Source organism: Bradyrhizobium sp. GW821-FHT13H05 (assembly GCF_058804065.1).
This window is the reverse complement of record NZ_JBXAPO010000009.1, coordinates 38794-56613: the sequence shown is the minus strand read 5'-3', so window position 1 is coordinate 56613 and position 17820 is coordinate 38794. Positions and strand designations below refer to the sequence as shown.

General features: G+C 65.4%; 17 protein-coding genes. 8 read left to right on the top strand and 9 right to left on the bottom strand.

What is annotated here, in order from left to right; all coding sequences use genetic code 11:
• Positions 1 to 18: 18 nt before the first annotated feature.
• Positions 19 to 1338: an aminotransferase class V-fold PLP-dependent enzyme gene (locus AC1RR3_RS25135; RefSeq protein WP_492825779.1), complete on the top strand. Its 1320-nt coding sequence runs from the start codon at positions 19 to 21 to the stop codon at positions 1336 to 1338.
• Between the two features lie 31 nt (positions 1339 to 1369).
• Here AC1RR3_RS25135 and AC1RR3_RS25130 read toward each other — a convergent pair whose 3' ends face one another.
• The gene (locus tag AC1RR3_RS25130; RefSeq protein WP_492825778.1) at positions 1370 to 2512 is read right to left on the bottom strand and encodes a helix-turn-helix transcriptional regulator; all 1143 of its coding nucleotides are present in this window, start codon (positions 2510 to 2512) and stop codon (positions 1370 to 1372) included.
• 385 nt (positions 2513 to 2897) lie between these two features.
• Here AC1RR3_RS25130 and AC1RR3_RS25125 point away from each other — a divergent pair, with 385 nt between their 5' ends.
• The 5 genes from AC1RR3_RS25125 (at position 2898) to AC1RR3_RS25105 (ending at position 6616) form a co-directional block, all read left to right on the top strand.
• Entirely contained in the window at positions 2898 to 3401 is a 504-nt protein-coding gene (locus AC1RR3_RS25125) for a hypothetical protein (RefSeq protein ID WP_492825777.1), read from the top strand.
• Between the two features lie 164 nt (positions 3402 to 3565).
• Positions 3566 to 3745 (top strand): hypothetical protein, encoded by a 180-nt coding sequence (locus AC1RR3_RS25120; protein ID WP_492825776.1) that lies wholly within the window; start codon positions 3566 to 3568, stop codon positions 3743 to 3745.
• 176 nt (positions 3746 to 3921) lie between these two features.
• Positions 3922 to 4590 carry an FABP family protein gene (locus AC1RR3_RS25115; protein ID WP_492825775.1) on the top strand — a complete coding sequence of 223 codons (669 nt, stop codon included), beginning with the start codon at positions 3922 to 3924 and terminating at the stop codon, positions 4588 to 4590.
• A 19-nt stretch (positions 4591 to 4609) separates the two neighbouring features.
• Positions 4610 to 5335 carry a RibD family protein gene (locus AC1RR3_RS25110; protein ID WP_492825774.1) on the top strand — a complete coding sequence of 242 codons (726 nt, stop codon included), beginning with the start codon at positions 4610 to 4612 and terminating at the stop codon, positions 5333 to 5335.
• 9 nt (positions 5336 to 5344) lie between these two features.
• Positions 5345 to 6616 (top strand): flavin monoamine oxidase family protein, encoded by a 1272-nt coding sequence (locus AC1RR3_RS25105; RefSeq protein ID WP_492825773.1) that lies wholly within the window; start codon positions 5345 to 5347, stop codon positions 6614 to 6616.
• A gap of 49 nt (positions 6617 to 6665) precedes the next feature.
• Here AC1RR3_RS25105 and AC1RR3_RS25100 read toward each other — a convergent pair whose 3' ends face one another.
• From AC1RR3_RS25100 to AC1RR3_RS25090, 3 genes are all read right to left on the bottom strand, one after another.
• Complete coding sequence (locus AC1RR3_RS25100) at positions 6666 to 6986, bottom strand: hypothetical protein (RefSeq protein ID WP_492825772.1); 321 nt, start codon at positions 6984 to 6986, stop codon at positions 6666 to 6668.
• A 162-nt stretch (positions 6987 to 7148) separates the two neighbouring features.
• Positions 7149 to 7718 (bottom strand): cysteine hydrolase family protein, encoded by a 570-nt coding sequence (locus AC1RR3_RS25095; protein WP_492825771.1) that lies wholly within the window; start codon positions 7716 to 7718, stop codon positions 7149 to 7151.
• 108 nt (positions 7719 to 7826) lie between these two features.
• Complete coding sequence (locus AC1RR3_RS25090) at positions 7827 to 8174, bottom strand: DUF3088 domain-containing protein (RefSeq protein ID WP_492825770.1); 348 nt, start codon at positions 8172 to 8174, stop codon at positions 7827 to 7829.
• A gap of 109 nt (positions 8175 to 8283) precedes the next feature.
• Between AC1RR3_RS25090 and AC1RR3_RS25085 the strand changes: the two genes are divergently transcribed.
• On the top strand, positions 8284 to 10110 hold the full coding sequence (locus AC1RR3_RS25085) for an AMP-dependent synthetase/ligase (RefSeq protein ID WP_492825769.1): 1827 nt from the start codon (positions 8284 to 8286) through the stop codon (positions 10108 to 10110).
• Between the two features lie 56 nt (positions 10111 to 10166).
• Positions 10167 to 11765, top strand: a complete 1599-nt coding sequence (locus tag AC1RR3_RS25080; protein ID WP_492825768.1) for an oleate hydratase — start codon at positions 10167 to 10169, stop codon at positions 11763 to 11765.
• 12 nt (positions 11766 to 11777) lie between these two features.
• Here AC1RR3_RS25080 and AC1RR3_RS25075 read toward each other — a convergent pair whose 3' ends face one another.
• From AC1RR3_RS25075 to AC1RR3_RS25055, 5 genes are all read right to left on the bottom strand, one after another.
• Positions 11778 to 12677: a LysR family transcriptional regulator gene (locus AC1RR3_RS25075; RefSeq protein WP_492825767.1), complete on the bottom strand. Its 900-nt coding sequence runs from the start codon at positions 12675 to 12677 to the stop codon at positions 11778 to 11780.
• Positions 12678 to 12809: 132 nt separating this feature from the next.
• Positions 12810 to 13415, bottom strand: coding sequence for a hypothetical protein (locus tag AC1RR3_RS25070; protein WP_492825766.1), 606 nt, complete (start codon positions 13413 to 13415; stop codon positions 12810 to 12812).
• A gap of 100 nt (positions 13416 to 13515) precedes the next feature.
• Positions 13516 to 15324 (bottom strand): tannase/feruloyl esterase family alpha/beta hydrolase, encoded by a 1809-nt coding sequence (locus tag AC1RR3_RS25065; RefSeq protein ID WP_492825765.1) that lies wholly within the window; start codon positions 15322 to 15324, stop codon positions 13516 to 13518.
• Positions 15325 to 15721: 397 nt separating this feature from the next.
• Positions 15722 to 16300 (bottom strand): hypothetical protein, encoded by a 579-nt coding sequence (locus AC1RR3_RS25060; RefSeq protein ID WP_492825764.1) that lies wholly within the window; start codon positions 16298 to 16300, stop codon positions 15722 to 15724.
• 199 nt (positions 16301 to 16499) lie between these two features.
• Positions 16500 to 17813, bottom strand: coding sequence for a tetratricopeptide repeat protein (locus AC1RR3_RS25055; RefSeq protein ID WP_492825763.1), 1314 nt, complete (start codon positions 17811 to 17813; stop codon positions 16500 to 16502).
• Positions 17814 to 17820: the final 7 nt, after the last annotated feature.

The window sequence follows — 17820 nt, the reverse complement described above, 5'->3', positions numbered from 1 at the left end:
GCATCGCAGAGGGTGGACATGCATCTGATCAAGACGATTTCTTCCGACCGCCGGTCGATTCTGAAGGGCCTCGCGGCCGCCGCCGTTGCGCCGCTGGCGGCGCCGGCTTTGGCGGCCGAGGGCTTGCCGGCGCAGCTGGCCGGATCGGCAGCGGCCATCGCCACCGACAAGGCCTATTGGACGGCCGTGAAGGGGCTCTATGCCGTGACACCTGATGTCGCCAATCTGGAGAACGGTTTTTGGGGCATCATGGCCGAGCCTGTCAGGCGCGAGTTCATCCGCCTGTCGGACATGGTCAACTATCAGAACACCTACTACGCGCGGCAGCGCGCGGGTGCGGATTTCGATTCCGTGCGGACCAAGGTGGCGGAGGCGGTCGGAGCTGCGCCGCAGGAAATCGCGCTCACCCGCGGCGCGACCGAAGCGCTGCAGCTGCTCATCAGCGGCTACAACAGGCTGAAGCCCGGCGACAGCGTGCTCTACGCCGACCTCGACTACGATTCGATGCAGTATGCGATGAACGCCCTCAAGGCGCGCCGCGGCGTCGACGTGGTCAAGTTCGATGTGCCGGAGCCGGCCACCCGCCAGGCCGTGCTCGATGCCTATGCCCGCGCCTTCGAGGCGAATCCGAAGACCAGGCTTCTTCTCCTTACCCATGTCAGCCATCGCACCGGCCTCGTCATGCCTGTTACCGAGATCGCCCGCATGGCCAAGGCCAAGGGCATCGATGTCATCCTCGACGCTGCTCATTCCTGGGGGCAGATCGACTTCGGGCTGGGTGAGCTCGAGGTCGATTTCATCGGCTTCAATTTGCACAAATGGATCGGCGCGCCGGTCGGCGTGGGCTTCCTCTACATCAGGAAGGACCGCCTCGCCGACATCGATCGCGATTTGGGCGACGAGGATTTTGCAGAGACCGACATCCGCTCGCGGGTTCACACCGGCACGGTCAATTTCGCGACGGTGCTGACGGTGCCCGCGGCGGTCGAACTGCATCAGCAGATCGGTGCTGCGGCGAAACAGGCCCGCCTGCGTTATTTGCGCGACTACTGGGTCAGTCGCAGCAGGGGCTTCAGGGATCTCGAGATCCTGACGCCGGATGAAGCCGGTTCGTACGGCGCGATCACGTCCTTCCGCCTCGCCGGCAAGACCAGCAAGGCCGACAACGACGCCACCGTGGCGAAGCTCAGGGACAGCTACAAGGTCCTGACGGTTCGCCGGGCCGGCGTCGCCAAGGGTCAATGCATCCGCGTAACGCCGGCGCTCTACACCGATGAGGCCGATCTCGATCGGCTGGTCGAGGCGCTCGCCGCCATCACGGGGACGAAGGCGGGCTGAACCCGCGCGCGGCGGTGTGAGAGGGTCTCGCTCACACCGGGAACGTCAGCGACTTCGCCAGCCGGACCAGGTCGACCTGGCGCCGGCAGCCGGTCTTTTCGAAGACATGAATGAGGTGGCTCTTGACGGTGCTCAGCGAGACGCCGAGCAACTCCGAGATCGCGCTCCGCGTCTGTCCCTCGCAGATGAGCTCGAAGATGCGGATCTCGGCCGGCGTCAGGTCGTAGAGCTGGTTGAGCGCATCGTGCGGCATTCGCGGCGGTCCGGAGGCTGACGCCACGAACAGAGCGGCGGCGGCGCGCTGGATCAAGCCGGATCGCATGTGGCTGCGCCGCAGCGGCAGAACGTGGATGACAAAGGGGTCACCGCTCGGGCGGGGGATCGGGATGCCGATGCCTTTCTGGCCGAGCGTTGCTTCGTCCTTCGCCGCCTGCGCGACGGCTGATTGCAACGTGCCGGTGGTCGCCGCGGATTGAACGGCGACCCTGCCATGCCGAACCACAATGGGATCTTCGGCTGCGAGCATGGCGGTGGCGGCGGCGTTGGCGTGAACGATGTTCGAATCCTCGTCCGCCAGCACGACGCCGACCGTCAGGGCCTCCACTGTGGCGGCGAATGTCGCAGCTTCCACCGCCTTCATGTCGAACAGATTGCTGATCGTCACGGCGCGGCGGATGTGGGGCGCGAGCAGGCGCAATCCGCCAACCTGCGCATCGTCGATGGGGCCGGCCGATTCATGCTGGCTGAAGATCGCATTTCCAATCATCGCCCTGTCGCGAACGAGGCCGACAGCAACGGCGTCGAACAGGCCCTTGGGCAGCGCCCATTCGCGATAATAGCGATTGCCGGCGATGATGTCCTGCCGCACGGCCTGGGATTGAACGATCGGCTCTCCGAGCGGGTATTGCGCAATGCGCTCGGCGCCACCCCAGAGCTCGATGATGTCAGCGCCATATCCGATTGCGTTCCGAGACATCTGGGTCAGGTCGCTCCCGGAGACCGCATTGACGACGGCCTTCATGTTGGTGAGGCTGGCGACCGAGAGCGCGCCGGTGGCAAAGCCGAACTCGGTGCAAATCCCGTCCAGGACTCCGGTCCAGCGTTCAGGTGCGATCACACAATCATAGATTTCGCCGATGAGGTCCGAGAATTTCTCGACCGAAGCCTGCTGCATCCCAAACCACTCACTTCAAAATCACGGACGTCACCTGGAAGCTATTTGAGGAGTGGCTTCATCACCTATGGCGAATTTCACAATCCTGAGCCAATGGTCTTATCACCGTGATTCCCAGGCGCAAACGGGAACACTGAACACAAGCACTTAAGCTGTCCTTTGGGGCGCTCCTTGGGCGATGATTTCGCCGATGGTGGGCTCGCGCCCGTGCTGCCGCGAGCCCAGCGCGTTGACTGTGCGTCATCTGACTAAAACTGTGGCAGGCAGCGCCGCGCGTATGCAGGGCATATCAGGTTGCACAATTTGCCAGATGCGACTTCCAGCGGCGGATGATAGTCTTGATCTTACGGAGATGGAATTGACTGTCTCCCCGCATTGGAAGGACATGGTCATGACGTTGTCGTCACGCTTCGTTGCGCGTCCCGCTGTTGCTCTCCCATCGCTTGCATTGCTGCTGTGCCTGAGCGGTCCGGCAATGTCTCAACCGACCCCTGCCGACCAGCTTCCGGGCATTACGGTCGACGCGCCGAAGCAAATGACAAGGCCGCACCGGCCGGTGCATCATGTGGCGGTCCGCAGCACCAATTCTCGCACGTCGCCGGCCATTTCGACGGCAGCGGTCGGGCCGATGTCGGACACCGCGAAGCTCGCCAAGCTCGAACGCGAAACCGGCAGCTGCGCCGGCGGTTGCCAATCGAGCTTCAAGACGGCTGACAAGCCCTGGGTCGGCTGCAACGCCTCGGGCGGCGTGTATTCACCCACGTGCCGAAACGTCGGCAACTACAAGAGCTACGACGAGTGCAAGGAGGCCGGACGCGTCACCGGCTGGCGCTCCGGTGAGACCTCGGCGTACTGCAGCAGCGTGGCACTCGCGGCGGGCTGGCGTTGAATCAGCTTCGGCGGCCGTAGCCTGTCCTCTCCCCCGATTGGACGAGGCACGGTCGCCAGCGCATCGATGATCACCGCGTGATTGGCGACACATATCATTCCAGCCGGTCGATCTAGCCTGTTGTCAGGTGGCTCGCAGTGATCCACCAAGCAAAGGAAAGTCTGATGCGCAATACCATCCTTGTGGCTCTCGCAGCGATCACGTTGGCGAGCGTGGCGACCCCCTCGAACGCGACGACCATCGTCCGTGACCATCGCGACCCGCCCATTGTGCGCGACCATCGCAATCAGACCATCGTTCGGGACCACCGCACTCAGCCCGAGGTCCGCGACCATCGCCACTAATCGTCCTGGCGACGGAGCCGAACTGGCAGGTTCGGCTCCGCTTCGCTAACTCCCCTTGAAGCCCGACCATCGTCTGCGCGTGGCGCGGATGTCCATTCGCGATTGTGAGGCTTGAGCGCGAGCCAAGGTTCCCGTCTCCATGCTATTGCTGCTCCCGCAACGACGCGAGGCCAGCCATGCTCCCCATTCCCGCCGACATCTTCACCGAGCCCGAGGACGTTTCGCCCGACGGCCTTGCCAATCTCGGCCCGCTGCGCCGTCTTGCCGGCAGCTGGCAGGCAGACAAGGGCATCGACGTCAATCCGAAGGCGGAGGGGCCGGAGCGGCGGACCTTCATCGAGCATATCCGCATGGACCCGATCGATCCGCAGGCCAACGGCCCGCAGCTCCTCTACGGGCTGCGTTACCACATCCACATCAACACGCCGGAGGAAGACATCACCTTCCACGACCAGGTCGGCTACTGGCTGTGGGAGCCCGCGACCGGGCTGATCATGCAGACGCTGGCGATTCCACGCGGGCAGGTGCTGCTCGCCTCTGGCAAGGCCGGGCCGGATGACAGAAGGATCTCCGTGACGGCGAAGCGCGGCGACACCGCCTACGGGATCTGCTCGACCGACTTCCTGGAACAGGCGTTCCGCACCGATGCCTACCGCTGCGACATCACCTTCAATGACGACGGAAGCTGGACCTATCTGATCCAGACCGAGTTGTTCGTCCGTGGCGCGCCGTTCAATCATCACGACACCAACACGCTCAAGCTGGTCGCGCCACCGAAGCTCAATCCGCTCGCGGTGATCGTGAACGATCGCGCCAAGAGCGGCGGCAGCGGAACGGCAGCTTGAGCATCATCCGGAGATTGGTATGAAGCCCTACGTCATCTGTCTGATGCACTCCAGCCTGGACGGCCGCACCCACCCCAGCCGCTGGCGTCCGAAGGGCGCTGGCGCGGACTGGTTCGAGAAGATCCACGACGAGCTCGGCGGCGATGCCTGGGTGATCGGCCGCGTCACCGGCTCGGAGTTCGCCAGGGGCAAGCCTTATGCCGCCGGAACGGCCGAGACGTTTCCGCGAGAGCCGTGGTTCGCGCGGCGCGATGCAAAGACCTATGGCGTCGTGCTCGACGCGCAGGGCAAGATCGGCTGGGGCCGCTCCGACATCGGCGGCGATCCGATCGTCGTCGTGCTGACCGAGAGCGTGCCGGATTCGCATCTCGCAGGGCTCCGCGGCGAAGGCGTGTCCTACATCTTCGCGGGCAAGTCCGAGATCGACCTCGCGCTGGCGCTGGACATCCTCAGCCGCGAACTCAAGGTGAAGCGGCTGCTGGTGGAGGGCGGCGGTGTCGCCAATGGCGCGTTCCTGCGCGCCGGTCTCATCGATGAATTCAATCTGATCCTCAGCCCCGCGATCGATGGCGCTAAGGGCGCGCCCTTCGTGTTCGACTCGACGGAGGCGGACAGCGACAAGCGTGCGCCTCTCGCCGCGATGACGCTGGAGAGCACGCGGGAGCTCGGCGGCGGCGTCCTGCTGCTGCGCTATCTGATCAAGAACGATGCGGAAGCCGTGGCTTCGCAAGCCTTGGCCAGGTGACGCGCCGGCATGTCGGACATGTCTGAGCACATCATTGTCGTCGGCGCCGGCGCCGCCGGCCTGATGGCGGCGCGTGAGCTCGCGCGCGCCGGCAAGAGGGTGACGATCCTGGAAGCCCGCGAGCGCTGCGGCGGGCGCATCCATCCGCTGCCGGAGCCGGAGTTCGGCTATCCCGCCGATGGCGGCGCCGAATTCGTCCATGGCGAGGCGCCGGTCACGCGCGCCCTGCTGCGCGAGGCGGGGCTGTCGCTTCAGGAGATCGAAGGCACGCAATGGAGCTTTGACGGCGCAGGATTCTCGCGCGAGGACCGGCACGATCCGCGCGAGCCGGAGCTGCATGCCGTGCTCCGCGATTTGAAGGACGACCTCACCGTCGCCGATTTCCTGCGCCGTCATTTTGCCGGACCCGAATATGATCGGCTGCGCTATTCGATCGAGCGGATGGTCGAGGGCTACGATGCGGCCGATCCCGAGCGCGCCTCCATTCTGGCGCTGCGCGAGGAATGGATGGATGGCGGGCACCATACCCAGGCGCGCATCGTTGGCGGTTATGGCGCGCTGATCGATTTTCTGGCGGCCGAGTGCCGCGGGCATGGCGCCGCAATCCGCCTTGGCTGCGTGGTGTCGGCGATCGCGGAAGAGGGCAACGCAGTCGTCGTCCGCTGCACCAATGGCGATGTGCACGACTGCGATCGCGTGATCGTCACCGTTCCGCTGCCGTTGCTGCGGGATATCGCGCTGCCCGCGGCCGCGCGCGCGAAGGCCGCTGCCGCCGACGACATCGGTTTCGGCAGCGTGATAAAAATCCTGCTCCGCTTCGCGCGACCATGGTGGCGCGAACGAAAGCCGGATCTCGCGGATATGACCTTCCTGCTGTCGGACCAGACCATCCCGGTGTGGTGGACGCGCTATCCGGAGCAGTATCCCGTGCTCACCGGCTGGTTCGGCGGCCCGCGGACGGCGGAGCTGCAAGGTCTCGACCCGCAAGGACTGATCGACGCCGGGCTCGCTTCGCTCGCCGTCATCTTCGGCCTGCCGCGCCAGGACATCGCGCGCGACCTCGTCGCGGCGGCGGCGACGAACTGGGTGCACGATCCCTTCGCCCGCGGCGCCTATTCCTGGGCGACGCCGCGCACGCGCGAAGCGCAGATGATCCTGGCGCGCGCCGACGGCCCCGTGCTGTTCTCCGGCGAAGCGCTCTATCGCGGCCGCGACATGGGCACGGTCGAGGCGGCGCTGGCGAGCGCGCTGGCGACGGCGGGGATGATCTTGCGCGGATGAAAAAAGGCCCGCGCATGCGCGGGCCCCTCGTTCATCCGTACGCGCCGGTTTACCAGCGATTGCCGCCGAAGCCGAAAGTCACGGCCGGACCGCCGCCGCCGTAATAGCCGTACGGTCCACCGCCGTAATAGCCGTGGTGCCGCGGGTAATAGCCGTAGCTGCGGTGGTGCGGACGATAGTAGCCGTGGCCGTGATGGCGCCAGTGATGATGGCGGTAGCCATGATGATGGTGCCTGTGCTGTGCGCTGATGTCGGTCGATTGGCCCGCTCGCGCGTTCTGCTTCGCGCTGGTGCTGTTGGCCGCGTTCGCCGCCGATCCGCCGGCCAGCGCCGCAGCACCGATGGCCATCGCGACAAAGAGATATTTCATGTCATCACTCCAGTTGAATGTCGTGTGACAACAGATGGGCGCTGGCTGCGTTCCGGCCAGTGCAGGCGTCGAAACGACGCAGCGCGCGATGTCGAACTTTCGAAAATGACGAGGCGTCGTGGGATTTATTGTCGCATCATCGCGTTGATCGCATCGCTGCCATCACTTCGCCGCGAATGATGCAATCACGTCATTCGCGGTGACGATGCGTGCGAATTCGCCATTGAGATTCGATAGCGTCATCACATGGATCTCTTCGGCGGAATGCACGTCGCCGTCGGGCCCGACCCGGTCGAATGTCCAGGTCGCATCACGCACCAGGCGCGCGTCGAAGCCGAGATTGCCGGCCATCCGTGTCGTCGTCTCGACGCAATGATTGGTGGTGGCACCGCAGATGACGAGCGTGGTGATGCCGGCGTCGCGCAGGCGCTGCTCGAGGTCGGTGCCGATGAAGGCGCTGTTGACGCACTTGACGATAACAGGCTCGCCTGGTGCTTCGCGCGCCTCGTCCTTGACGGCGTAGCCGGAGCGTGATGGCAGAAAGGTCGAGTTCGGCTTGGTGCCCTCGTGGCGGATGTGGAAGATTGGCGCGCGATTCGCCCTGAACGCGGTGAGCAGATCGACGATGCGCGCCACCGCATCCGGATTGTTGCGCCGCTTGCCCGCCGCCTCCCATTCGTCGAACGCGCGCTGGACGTCGACGAGGATGAGGGCGGGGAGGGGGCTTGGCATGATCGGACCTTTCGGACGGCGTGTTGAGTCGAATATGCGAGGCGATCGGCAATGCACAATGCCAATCTTCCCTCGTTTCGCGACGTCATTGCGGCTATGGACCTTTTGCTACGGATGCGGACCGGGAAAGCCGTGGCGTTCGGAGAGCGCGGCGAGGATCGCGTCCTTGTCGGCGATGAAGGCACGGCCCCGGTAGCTGCCGGTCTGGTGCGGCGAGGTCGCGCCATCGGCGAGCACCAGCAGCGGTAGCCACTGGTTCTCCTCCCCGACCAATTCGATCACGGCATGCCGCGGCCGTGGCCAGGCGATGCGCTCGACGTCGAGCTTTTCGGCATGCTGTGGAAACGAGACGAGCAGGCCTTCGATCAGCGCGCAATGCCAGCAATAGAAGCGCCGGCCCGGATAGGCCGGGTCCTCGAAGCCGGGGCGCAGCAGAAACAGCAGGTCGCGCGTCATGGGTCGCTCCATAGCATGGCCGCCTTGCTGAGGATCAAGGCGGCGAGGACTGGCCAGCCTAGTGTCGAGCACCCAGATTCACGGGAATCGACGGTCAGGAAAGGACGCCATGCCGGGGCCGATCAGTCAACCGCAGACGCTCGCTGAGGTGACAACACTGCCGGAGCTGTTGCGCTGGCGCGTCAAGGCGACGCCGGCGGCGGAAGCTTATCGCCATTTCGACGCGGGTGCGGGGCGCTGGATCAGCCAGTCCTGGCGCGAGATCGACGCAGAGTTCGAGCTGTGGCGGCGGGCGCTGGCCGCGGAGGAGCTTCTGCCCGGCGAGCGCGTCGCCATCCTGATGCCGAACGGCATTGCGCATATCGCGATGGACCAGGCGGCGCTGTCGCGTGGTCTCGTGCCGGTGCCGATGCATGCGGTCGACAACCCCGACAGTATTGCCTACATCCTCGGCGATTCCGGCGCGCTGCTGCTGTTCGTGGACAGTCTGGAGCGCTGGCAGGCGATCGTGGCCACCGGCCAGCCGCTCGATCATCTCAAGCGCGTCGTCTGCGCGGATGCGAGCGGGCTCATCACGCCTGATGCGCGCATCGTCGGGCTCGACCACTGGCTCGCACAAGCACCGGGCGCAATTGCGCCGCTCCCCGACGTGGCAGTTGAGCCGAACGATCTCGCTGCCATCGTCTACACCTCGGGCACGACGGGACGGCCGAAGGGCGTGATGCTGTCGCATGACAACGTCGTCGCCAATGTGAAGGCGATCGCACATCGTATTGCGGCCGCGCCCGACGATGTTTTCCTGTCCTTCCTGCCGCTCTCGCACACCTTTGAGCGCACCGGCGGCTATTACTATCCGATCGCCGCCGGGGCCTGCGTTGCCTATGCGCGCTCGGTGCCGCTGCTCGCCGAGGATCTCAAGCATGTGCGGCCGACGGTGCTGATCTCGGTGCCGCGGATCTATGAGCGCATCCATGCACTGATCATCCAGCATCGGGCGGCGGCTGGAAGCATCGAGCGGGCGCTGCTCGACCTCACGATTGCCGTCGGCGGCCGGCGTTTCGATGCGCGGCAGGGCCGCGACAGATCGTCGGTGGTCGATCGGCTGGCCTGGCCGCTGCTGAAGCGGCTCGTCGCCGACAAGGTGCTGGCGCAGCTCGGCGGCCGGTTGCGCGTCGCGGTCTCCGGCGGCGCACCGATCGCCGAGCCCGTCATCCGCCTGTTCCTCGCGCTCGGGCTCGACATCCTGCAGGGCTACGGCATGACCGAGACCTCGCCGGTGGTCTCGGTCAACACCCCCGAGGACAACGATCCGCATTCGGTCGGCCACGTGCTCGACGGCGTCGAGGTCAGGCTGGGTGAGAACGATGAGCTGCTGGTGCGTGGTCCCAGCGTGATGCTCGGTTATTGGCACAAACCCGAAGAAACGCGCCGCGTGAAGGAGGCCGACGGCTGGCTGCACACCGGCGACCAGGCCCGGATCGAGAACGGCCGCATCACGATCACCGGCCGCATCAAGGATATCCTGGTGACGTCCACCGGCGAGAAGATCGCGCCGGTCGATCTGGAGACCGCGATCCTCGCCGATCCCCTGTTCGAGCAGGCGCTGGTGGTCGGCGAGCAGCGGCCCTTCCTCACCGCGCTGGTCGTGCTCAACGCCAAGGCCTGGGTGCAGGAGAAGGAAAGGTTAGCCGCCAGCGGCAAGCAGGGCGGCGCAGCGGAACGGGCCGCGCTGCTCGCGCGGATCGCGGCGGCGGTGAAGGCCTATCCGTCCTATGCGACCCCGCGCGCGGTGTGGTGGACGCTGGACCCCTGGACCATTGCCGCCGGCCTGCTCACGCCGACCCTGAAGAACAAGCGCCCCGCGCTCGAACATCGCTTCGCCGCCGAGATCGAGCAGATCTATGCGAGGAAGCCTATGGCAATAACGTCGACGTGATTTCCGGCAGTTGCCGCGCTTGATCCAGCGCAACTTCGGCTGCGCCTCGCCATGCAATGTCGCCGCAAGAATTCGAATTGCAATCGAGGCAAGTCATGAAGGCGTATTTCATCGGAGGCGGCATCGGATCGCTCGCGGGCGCGGCGTTCCTGGTTCGCGACGCGCAACTGCCGGGTCGCGACATCGTGATCTACGAGGCGCAGCCGCTGCTCGGCGGCAGCCTCGACGGTGCGCTGCTCGCGAACGGTGCCTATTCACTGCGCGGCGGGCGCATGCTGACCACCGACCACTATGAATGCACCTGGGACCTGCTGTCGGGGATTCCCTCGCTCGAACGTCCCGGACTGAGCGTGCGCGATGAAACTGTCGCGTTCAACGAGGAGAATCCGGCGCATTCCCAGGCGCGGCTGGTCGATCGCAACCGCTTCAAGATCGACGTCTCGCATATGGGCTTCTCCGCGCGCGACCGGCTGGAACTGCTGCGGCTCACCGAGGCCTCGGAAGAGACGCTCGGCAACAGCCGCATCACCGACTGGCTGTCGCCGAAATTCTTCGAATCAAACTTCTGGTTCATGTGGCAGACCACCTTCGCCTTCCAGCCATGGCACAGCGCGGTCGAGCTGAAGCGCTATCTGCACCGCTTCATGAACGAGTTCTCGCGCATCGAGACCCTCGCCGGCGTCAAGCGCACCGTCTACAATCAGTATGACGCGATTGTGCGGCCGCTCGCCGACTGGCTGAAGCGGCAAGGCGTGCAGTTCGTGCGCGGCACACGTGTCACCGACATGATGCTCGAAGATGAGGGCGGCCGCGTGCGCGTGCGCCAGCTCGTGCTCGACCGCGACGGCCGCACGGCCAATGTCCGTCTCGAGGATGGCGACCTCGTGTTCTTCCAGAACGGTTCGATGACCGATGCCACGAGCCTGGGCTCCATGACCGAGCCGCCGCCGCACCTGACCAAGGCCGACAGCCAGGGCTGGGCGCTGTGGGAGAGTATCGCCAAGGAGCGTCCCGAATTCGGCAATCCGTCCGCGTTCAACAGCTCGATTCCCGAGTCCTACTGGCTGTCCTTCACCGCCACCTGCCGCGACCCGCGCTTTTTCGACAAGATGGAAGCGTTCTCCGGCAACAGGGCCGGCACCGGCGGCCTCGTCACGTTCAGGGATTCCAACTGGTTGATGTCGGTGGTGCTGTACCACCAGCCGCATTTTGTCGGCCAGCCGAAGGACGTGCAGGTGTTCTGGGGCTATGCGCTGCATCCGGACCGCGTTGGCAATTTCGTCGCCAAGCCGATGTCCGAGTGCGGTGGTGCGGAGATCCTGAACGAGCTGTGCGGGCATCTGAATTTCGATCGCGATGTGTTGGAGACCGCGACCTGCATTCCCTGCCGCATGCCCTACATCACCAGCATGTTCATGCCGCGCAACCTGACCGACCGGCCGCTGCCGGTGCCCAAAAATTCGGTCAACCTCGCCTTCGTCAGCCAGTTCGTCGAAATCCCCGACGACGTCGTCTTCACCGTCGAGTATTCGGTGCGCGCGGCGCAGATGGCGGTCTATCAGCTCATGAAGATCGATCGCCCGGTGCCGCCGGTGACCCGCCACGACAAATCGCTCGCGGTGATCTTCGCGACGCTGGAGAAGGCGTTCGCGTGAGACGGCGGTCTCTCAACGCAACATCGTGACAAAATGCTGACGCACCATGTGGAGCAGGGCCTGGGCGAAGCGTGACAGCGGCTTGTCGCGCCTTGTGATGACGCCGAGGCTGCGGTGAACGCTGGGGTTGCGCAGCGGCACGGCCGCGAGGCCCGTCACGCCCGGCAGGCTGCCGGCGATCTTGGGCACGATGGCGATGCCGACATGCGACAGCACCATCCCGACCGCGGTCTGGAGATGCTGCACCTCGTAGCGCCAGTTCAGCTTTTCGCGGCGATGGCCGAGTGCGTCGTCGATCAGCACGCGGTTGCCGGCCTGCGGGCTGATACGGATCAGCGGCGCGCTGCCGAGCTGCGACCAGTTGACGAAGCGCCGCTTCGCCAACGGGTCGTCCTTGGCGCACAGCAGCACGAAGGGTTCCTTGGCCAAAACCTTGACCTCGACGTCGGCGACGTTCGGCGACACGATGGTGAGGCCGAACTCGGCCGTGCCTGATTGCACCAGCTGCGCGATCTCGCGCGCCGAATTGTCGTAGATCTTCACCGACACGTTCGGGTAGGCGGCGCTGAACTCGCGCAGCACGCGGGGCAGCTGATAGGCCGCGATCGTCGGCAGGCATCCGATGGTGACGCGTTCGACTTTCTTGGCGCCCTGGCTCCGCACGCCTTCGAGCGTGTCGGACAATTCGTCGAGCAGCGCGCAGGCCCTCGGTAGCAGCTCGAGGCCGGCCGCTGTGAGCGAGACCTGCCGCGTCGTGCGCACAAACAGCGCAACGCCGAGGTCCTCCTCGAATTTCTTCATCCGGTGGCTGAGCGCCGTCTGCGACAAATTGAGATGAGCAGCGGCGCGCAGGAAGCTGCCGCGCTCGGCCACGCTGACAAAGGCCTGCAGGCCCAGAAAATCGATCCGCATTCCCATCCCCGGCACTTTTCGTCGCCGGACTTTACGCTGCCGGCGTTTGTGCCAGCCACACTGCACGCGCCGAGCTGAACATTCAACTCGCGTGGGATGCTGGAGACGACGCGAGGAGACGTTACGCCGCAACTATAGCGATCCGGCCTCGCCTTGCCGCAAAATCGACATCCAGTCGAAGGCGGCGACGGGAGTGGGGGCGAGCGGCTTCGGCCGCGGCGCGGCCGGCTCTGCGGCAGGTTGAGGCGCAGAGGCGGGCAGCACAGGCACGGCGGCAGGCGTGGTGTCCGGCGAGGCCAGCGTCAGCACGACGCGCGCGCCGTCCTTTTCGAGCACCGCAAGGCCCCGCTGCACCTGCCTGATGGCCCATCCTTTGTGCTGCTCGCCGACCTTGAGACGCAGCGCGCGCTTGGCGAGATCGTCGATGAAGATGCCGATCCCCCGGACGCCGTCCGCTTCCGTCACCGTTCCGAGCAGGGACAAAGCGGGTCGGTCTGGCTGTGCCTGCGCCGGTTGAGGCGGGGATGTTGCCGGAGTCTCCGTCGCCAGCGGCAATGGTGGCGGGCGACGCGTGGCCGTGAAGATCGGACGTTCGCCGGTTGCGCTCAATTCAGCGAGCGGGACGGCCCACAGGGGATTGCCGCTTCGCCGCGTCTGCACCTGATTCTGGTCCGTCTCGGTGCCCGGCATCGCGGCCACCGCTGCCGCCTGGCCGATGACGAGAAGGACCGTCAGCATGACTACCGGGAATCGCATCGTCACTTGCCATGCCATGCAGCGCCGGGAGAGACGCTGCGCGCCAGCACCTCATTGGAGCGTGGCGCGCAGCAGGGTCGCATCACCTCTGGGCTTCGTCGTGGCGCTCGTCGCCATCATGCCCGTCGTGCCGCCCGTCATCGTGCCGGCGGTCGTTCGAGCAGACGAGCCTGGTCCCCTCGGCGTGGCACCTGGCCTGCGGATAGTCGGGCGAGAACAGATAATTCCCGACGAAATCGCTGACCGGCGGCTCCTTCCTCGGCGTGTAGGCGACGAAGTTGGCCGCCACCGTCGGATTGAGCCCGGGCGCCTTGAGCCGCGCCACGGCCGGGTACGGATAGACCGGACGCGAGGTTGCGGTCGACGTGTTGGCGGCGACGATCGCGTTGGGGGCGGTGTTGGTCTCGACCCAGGACATCAACGGCGTGACGATGTCGAACGTGTTCGGCCCGAGCCCGCCGCCGCAATGCGCCATGCCGGGAAACAGGTAGAACCTGGCGAACCGATCGACCTGCTGGTCGCCCAGCAAATCGTTGACGGCATGCCAGTATTTGATGGTGCCGCGGGGCGGGATGTGCTGGTCGGACCAGCCGTGCCACAGCAGCAGCTTGCCGCCGTGATGGGCGAACGGCCCGAGGTCCGGATTGTTCGCGGCATAGACGGTCGAGGTCGCCACGGTGTTGTTGAATCCGGATACGGTGAGCTTGAGGTCGTTCAGCGTCCAGCTGGCGCTGTAGGTGTTGAAGAAGGTCTTGTAGGCCGCCCACGAGTTGACGAAGTTCTCGCTTCCGACCGACTTGCCCTGGGCCGATGGCACGAACAGCGTCCAGTCGAGCTCGGAGCCCCATTCCGAATTGGCGAGCGGCTCGAGTCGCTGGCCGTCGGCTGTGACTGCACCGTCATGGATGCGGCGGACGACGTCGGCCTGGGCCTGCGTCAGGCAGCCGGTTTCGTTACCGTTGTTGCTGCAGACCAGCGTCTTGGTGTCGAAATTGCAGGCCCTGGGATCGTCGATGACGCCGTCGGTGAGGCCATCGATCGCGTCACAGGCGGCCACCACCTTGGCGTGGACATAAGCGAGCTTGTCGGACAGCAGCACATAGGTGTCCCTGGACGGAATCGGGATCGTGCCGGGCGTGGTCTGGTTGGTGAGAACGCGCCAGCCATGGTGATAGGTGTTTTGCACGTCCATGTCGCTTGCCGGCGCGCCGGCCGCGATGCCGTCGAAGTCGTGGGGATAGCGCTGCGCCGCCATCAGCGCCTCGCGGCCGCCGTCCGAGCAGCCGCTGAAATAGGAATAGGCCGGCTTCTTGCCGTAGAATTTTGCGATGATCGCCTTGGCGACCTCCGAGGCGACGTGCACGCCACGATAGGCGAAGTCGATCTGCGCCTGCGGATTGTCGACCGACCAGGTGGCGCCTTGCGCGCCGGTGTGGCCCATATTGGTGGTGGCGCTCGCGATCGTGCCGTTGGTGATCGGCACGCAGCCGGTCGATTGCGTATAGCCGATGTTGTCGTTGCCGCACTCGCCGCCGCAGCCGGTCTGGAGATAGCGCTGCGTCCAGGCATTGGTTGGCAGCCGCATCACGATGGAATTGGCGCCGGGCCCGATGACGCCGCGCACGGCACAGTAATCGGCCGGGTTGGTCGCCGATGCCGGCACGACCGCGGCCGACGAGATGGTGATGGTGCCGCCGACCTTCTTGCTGATCTCGCCGAGATCGAGGCTCGTGAGCGAGCTGCACGTCATCACGGGGGCGATCGACGGCAGGTCCTTGAGACCTGCGGCGCTGGCGTCCGTGTGGGGTGCGAGCATCATCGCCGAAGTCGCGAAGGCGAGCGCGATGTTTCTGATGGATGTCGATTGAACACTGGCACGCTTGTCTGTCATGGGCGGTCCCCTCTCTTGGCTAGCTACTTCGGACAGCAGATGGCATCGCATCCGGTCATGACGCGTCGATCCTGCAATCCAGCAACCGCGTTGCCGGATTGTCAGCGTCAGACGTTTGATCGGAGAGCGAGGTCGATGAAATGGTGCGCGGGAGAGTCGGGCGCAGCATCCCCCCAGAGTTGTGTCGTGTTATTTCAGACGAAAGTCGGATTTGGCGGCCGACAAAGCAAATGAATTGTTTGGCAGGATATATGAGCGGCTTGCATCTTGCGCGGCGGAGCTGTCGCTGGCGAAAAATAGATCACGCGACATGGGTCCTGGCTTTCGCGCGGACGACGACGGAGGATGTTGGGAAAATTTTGTGGGCCGCGTGAATCATCACGCCGCCGTCGATCGCCTACTTGAAAGGATCCTGGATCGACGGCGCCGACTGCCTGATGCGGCGCACGCTCACTGGCGTACCGTCGGAGATGAACAGCAGTTCGTAGGTGCGACCGTCGGTGTCGGTCGCCGAGCAGGTGACGTCGTTGACCTTCCTGGCGGCGAAATTGCCGGTCTGGCGACAGATTCCGGTCGAGGTCTGCTCCGCCGGCACCGGGAGGCCGTCGACCTTGGGCCGGTCCTTGGAGTTGAGCAGCATGCGGTCGATCGGCAGCTCGTAGGAATTGTCGTCGGCGCGCTTGCCGTTCTCGCCGGAGAACGAGACGACGTGGTTCACATCGCTGGGATCGTCGACGGCGACCGCGAAATTGACCCGGCCCTTGTCGCCATGGGCGTAGGCCACCGTCTTGCAGGCGAAGGTGCGCCCGGCGACCTTCAGCGTCTTGCAGTGGCCGGACATCAGCGCCAGCAGGTCGATGAAAGAATTCTGCAGCGCCCGCGGATTGTTGACGGGAATGGGCGCGGAAGACTCGGCAAAACAAGGGCTTGCGAGAGCAATGAGGGTTGCGGCCAGCAGCGGGCGGCGGAGGCGCATCGTCAGGCTCATATGCCAGAGACCACGGTGGCGGAAAAGTTCCGTCCAACAACCATCGAACCGCAAATTGGTTGCGATCCGGTTTGTGTTGCCAAGTCCGTCTGGAATACCACAGCGCCACCCCTTGGCGATTCGCCAAAATCGCCCCACCGTCCCGGCAGGCACTTGCCGTCAGGCCGGTGTTTTTTTCGTGGCAGAGCTAGCCCATCGCCGCCTGCCAGCGTGTATCGCGCAGGGACGGACGGCGGTGCAGGCGGGCATCGAGCAGCGCGCGGGCTCGCGGCAACTCGCCGCTGCGCATGAGGGCGACGATAAAGGTGTCCTCGATCAACTCGCGCTGGGCGTGGCTGCCGCCGATGCGCACGACTTCGGTGAGAACGGGCGCCAGCGTTTGCACACACGCTGCATGGTCCTCATCGGCAAAGGCCGCGAGCGCGCGGCAGATCGCAGGCACCACGGGGCCGGCCGGCAGCTTGCCGTCGGCAAGCCGCTGCTCGATCACGGCAAGGCGCGCGGCGAGCGCCTCGCGGTTTTGCGTTGCGGCGGCGAACAGCGCCATGTGAACGTCGGCGAAGGGCAGGCTTGATTTTGGAAACAGCTTTTGCGCGGCGGCGTCGGCCTCGAGCCACAGCGTCTCCGGCACGGCGTGGCCGTAAGCCGACAGACGCCAGAGCAGCGAGGCGCCGTCGGTGACGACGTTGAGCGGCGGTGCCTGCGTGGCGGAGGGCTGAAGCACGTCGGCATAGATCGCAAGCGCGCGGTCCGCATTGCCGTGCTCGAGCGCGCCGAGCGCCTGGTGCCAGAGGATGTGGCCGTGCAAAATTCCGGCGCGGCCGTAGGAGGGGATCCATTCGTCGACGAGACGGTCGGCTTCGTCAATCGAGCCGTCCTCGAACATCGCATGCAGCACCGCGTGCGCCGCGTGGGCATTGGCACGGCGTAGATTGAAGCCGCGCTCGGTGATGCCGCGGCCGCGCGCGACGTCGCCATTCTCGGTCATCGCCCAGCCGGACATGGTGAGGAACCACCAGTCCTCGCCATAGTGCTGCGCGACGCGCTCGCACAGCTCATGCCGCGCGCGGTCGTGATCGGCCATGCCGGAGAAGGCGAACAGGCCGAACGCGCCGAGCGGCAGCGACAGCACCACGGCATCGCGCGGCCATGCGTCGATGTGCTTGCCCATCGATACGATCGCCTCGGGCAGTCGCCCCTCGATCGCCAGCGCTAGCGTCTCGACATGCGAGCGCTCACGCTCGGTGCCGCGCTTGGCAACGAGCTCGCGTGCGCCCGCTGCCTTCTGCCGGGCGAGATCGCCCTGCTGATAGAAGGCGTGGACGCGGGCGCGGGCGATGTGGGGAAGCGCAAAGTCGGGATCGGCTGCAATCGCGCGCTCCAGCATCTCCGCCGTGCCGGTCCAACCCGCCAGCAGAAGGTCGACGCCTTCGCGATAGGCGCTGGCCGCTTCGTCCGAAGAGGTGGAGAGCGGCAGGCCGTAGCGGTCTTCGTGCGCCATCGTCGCC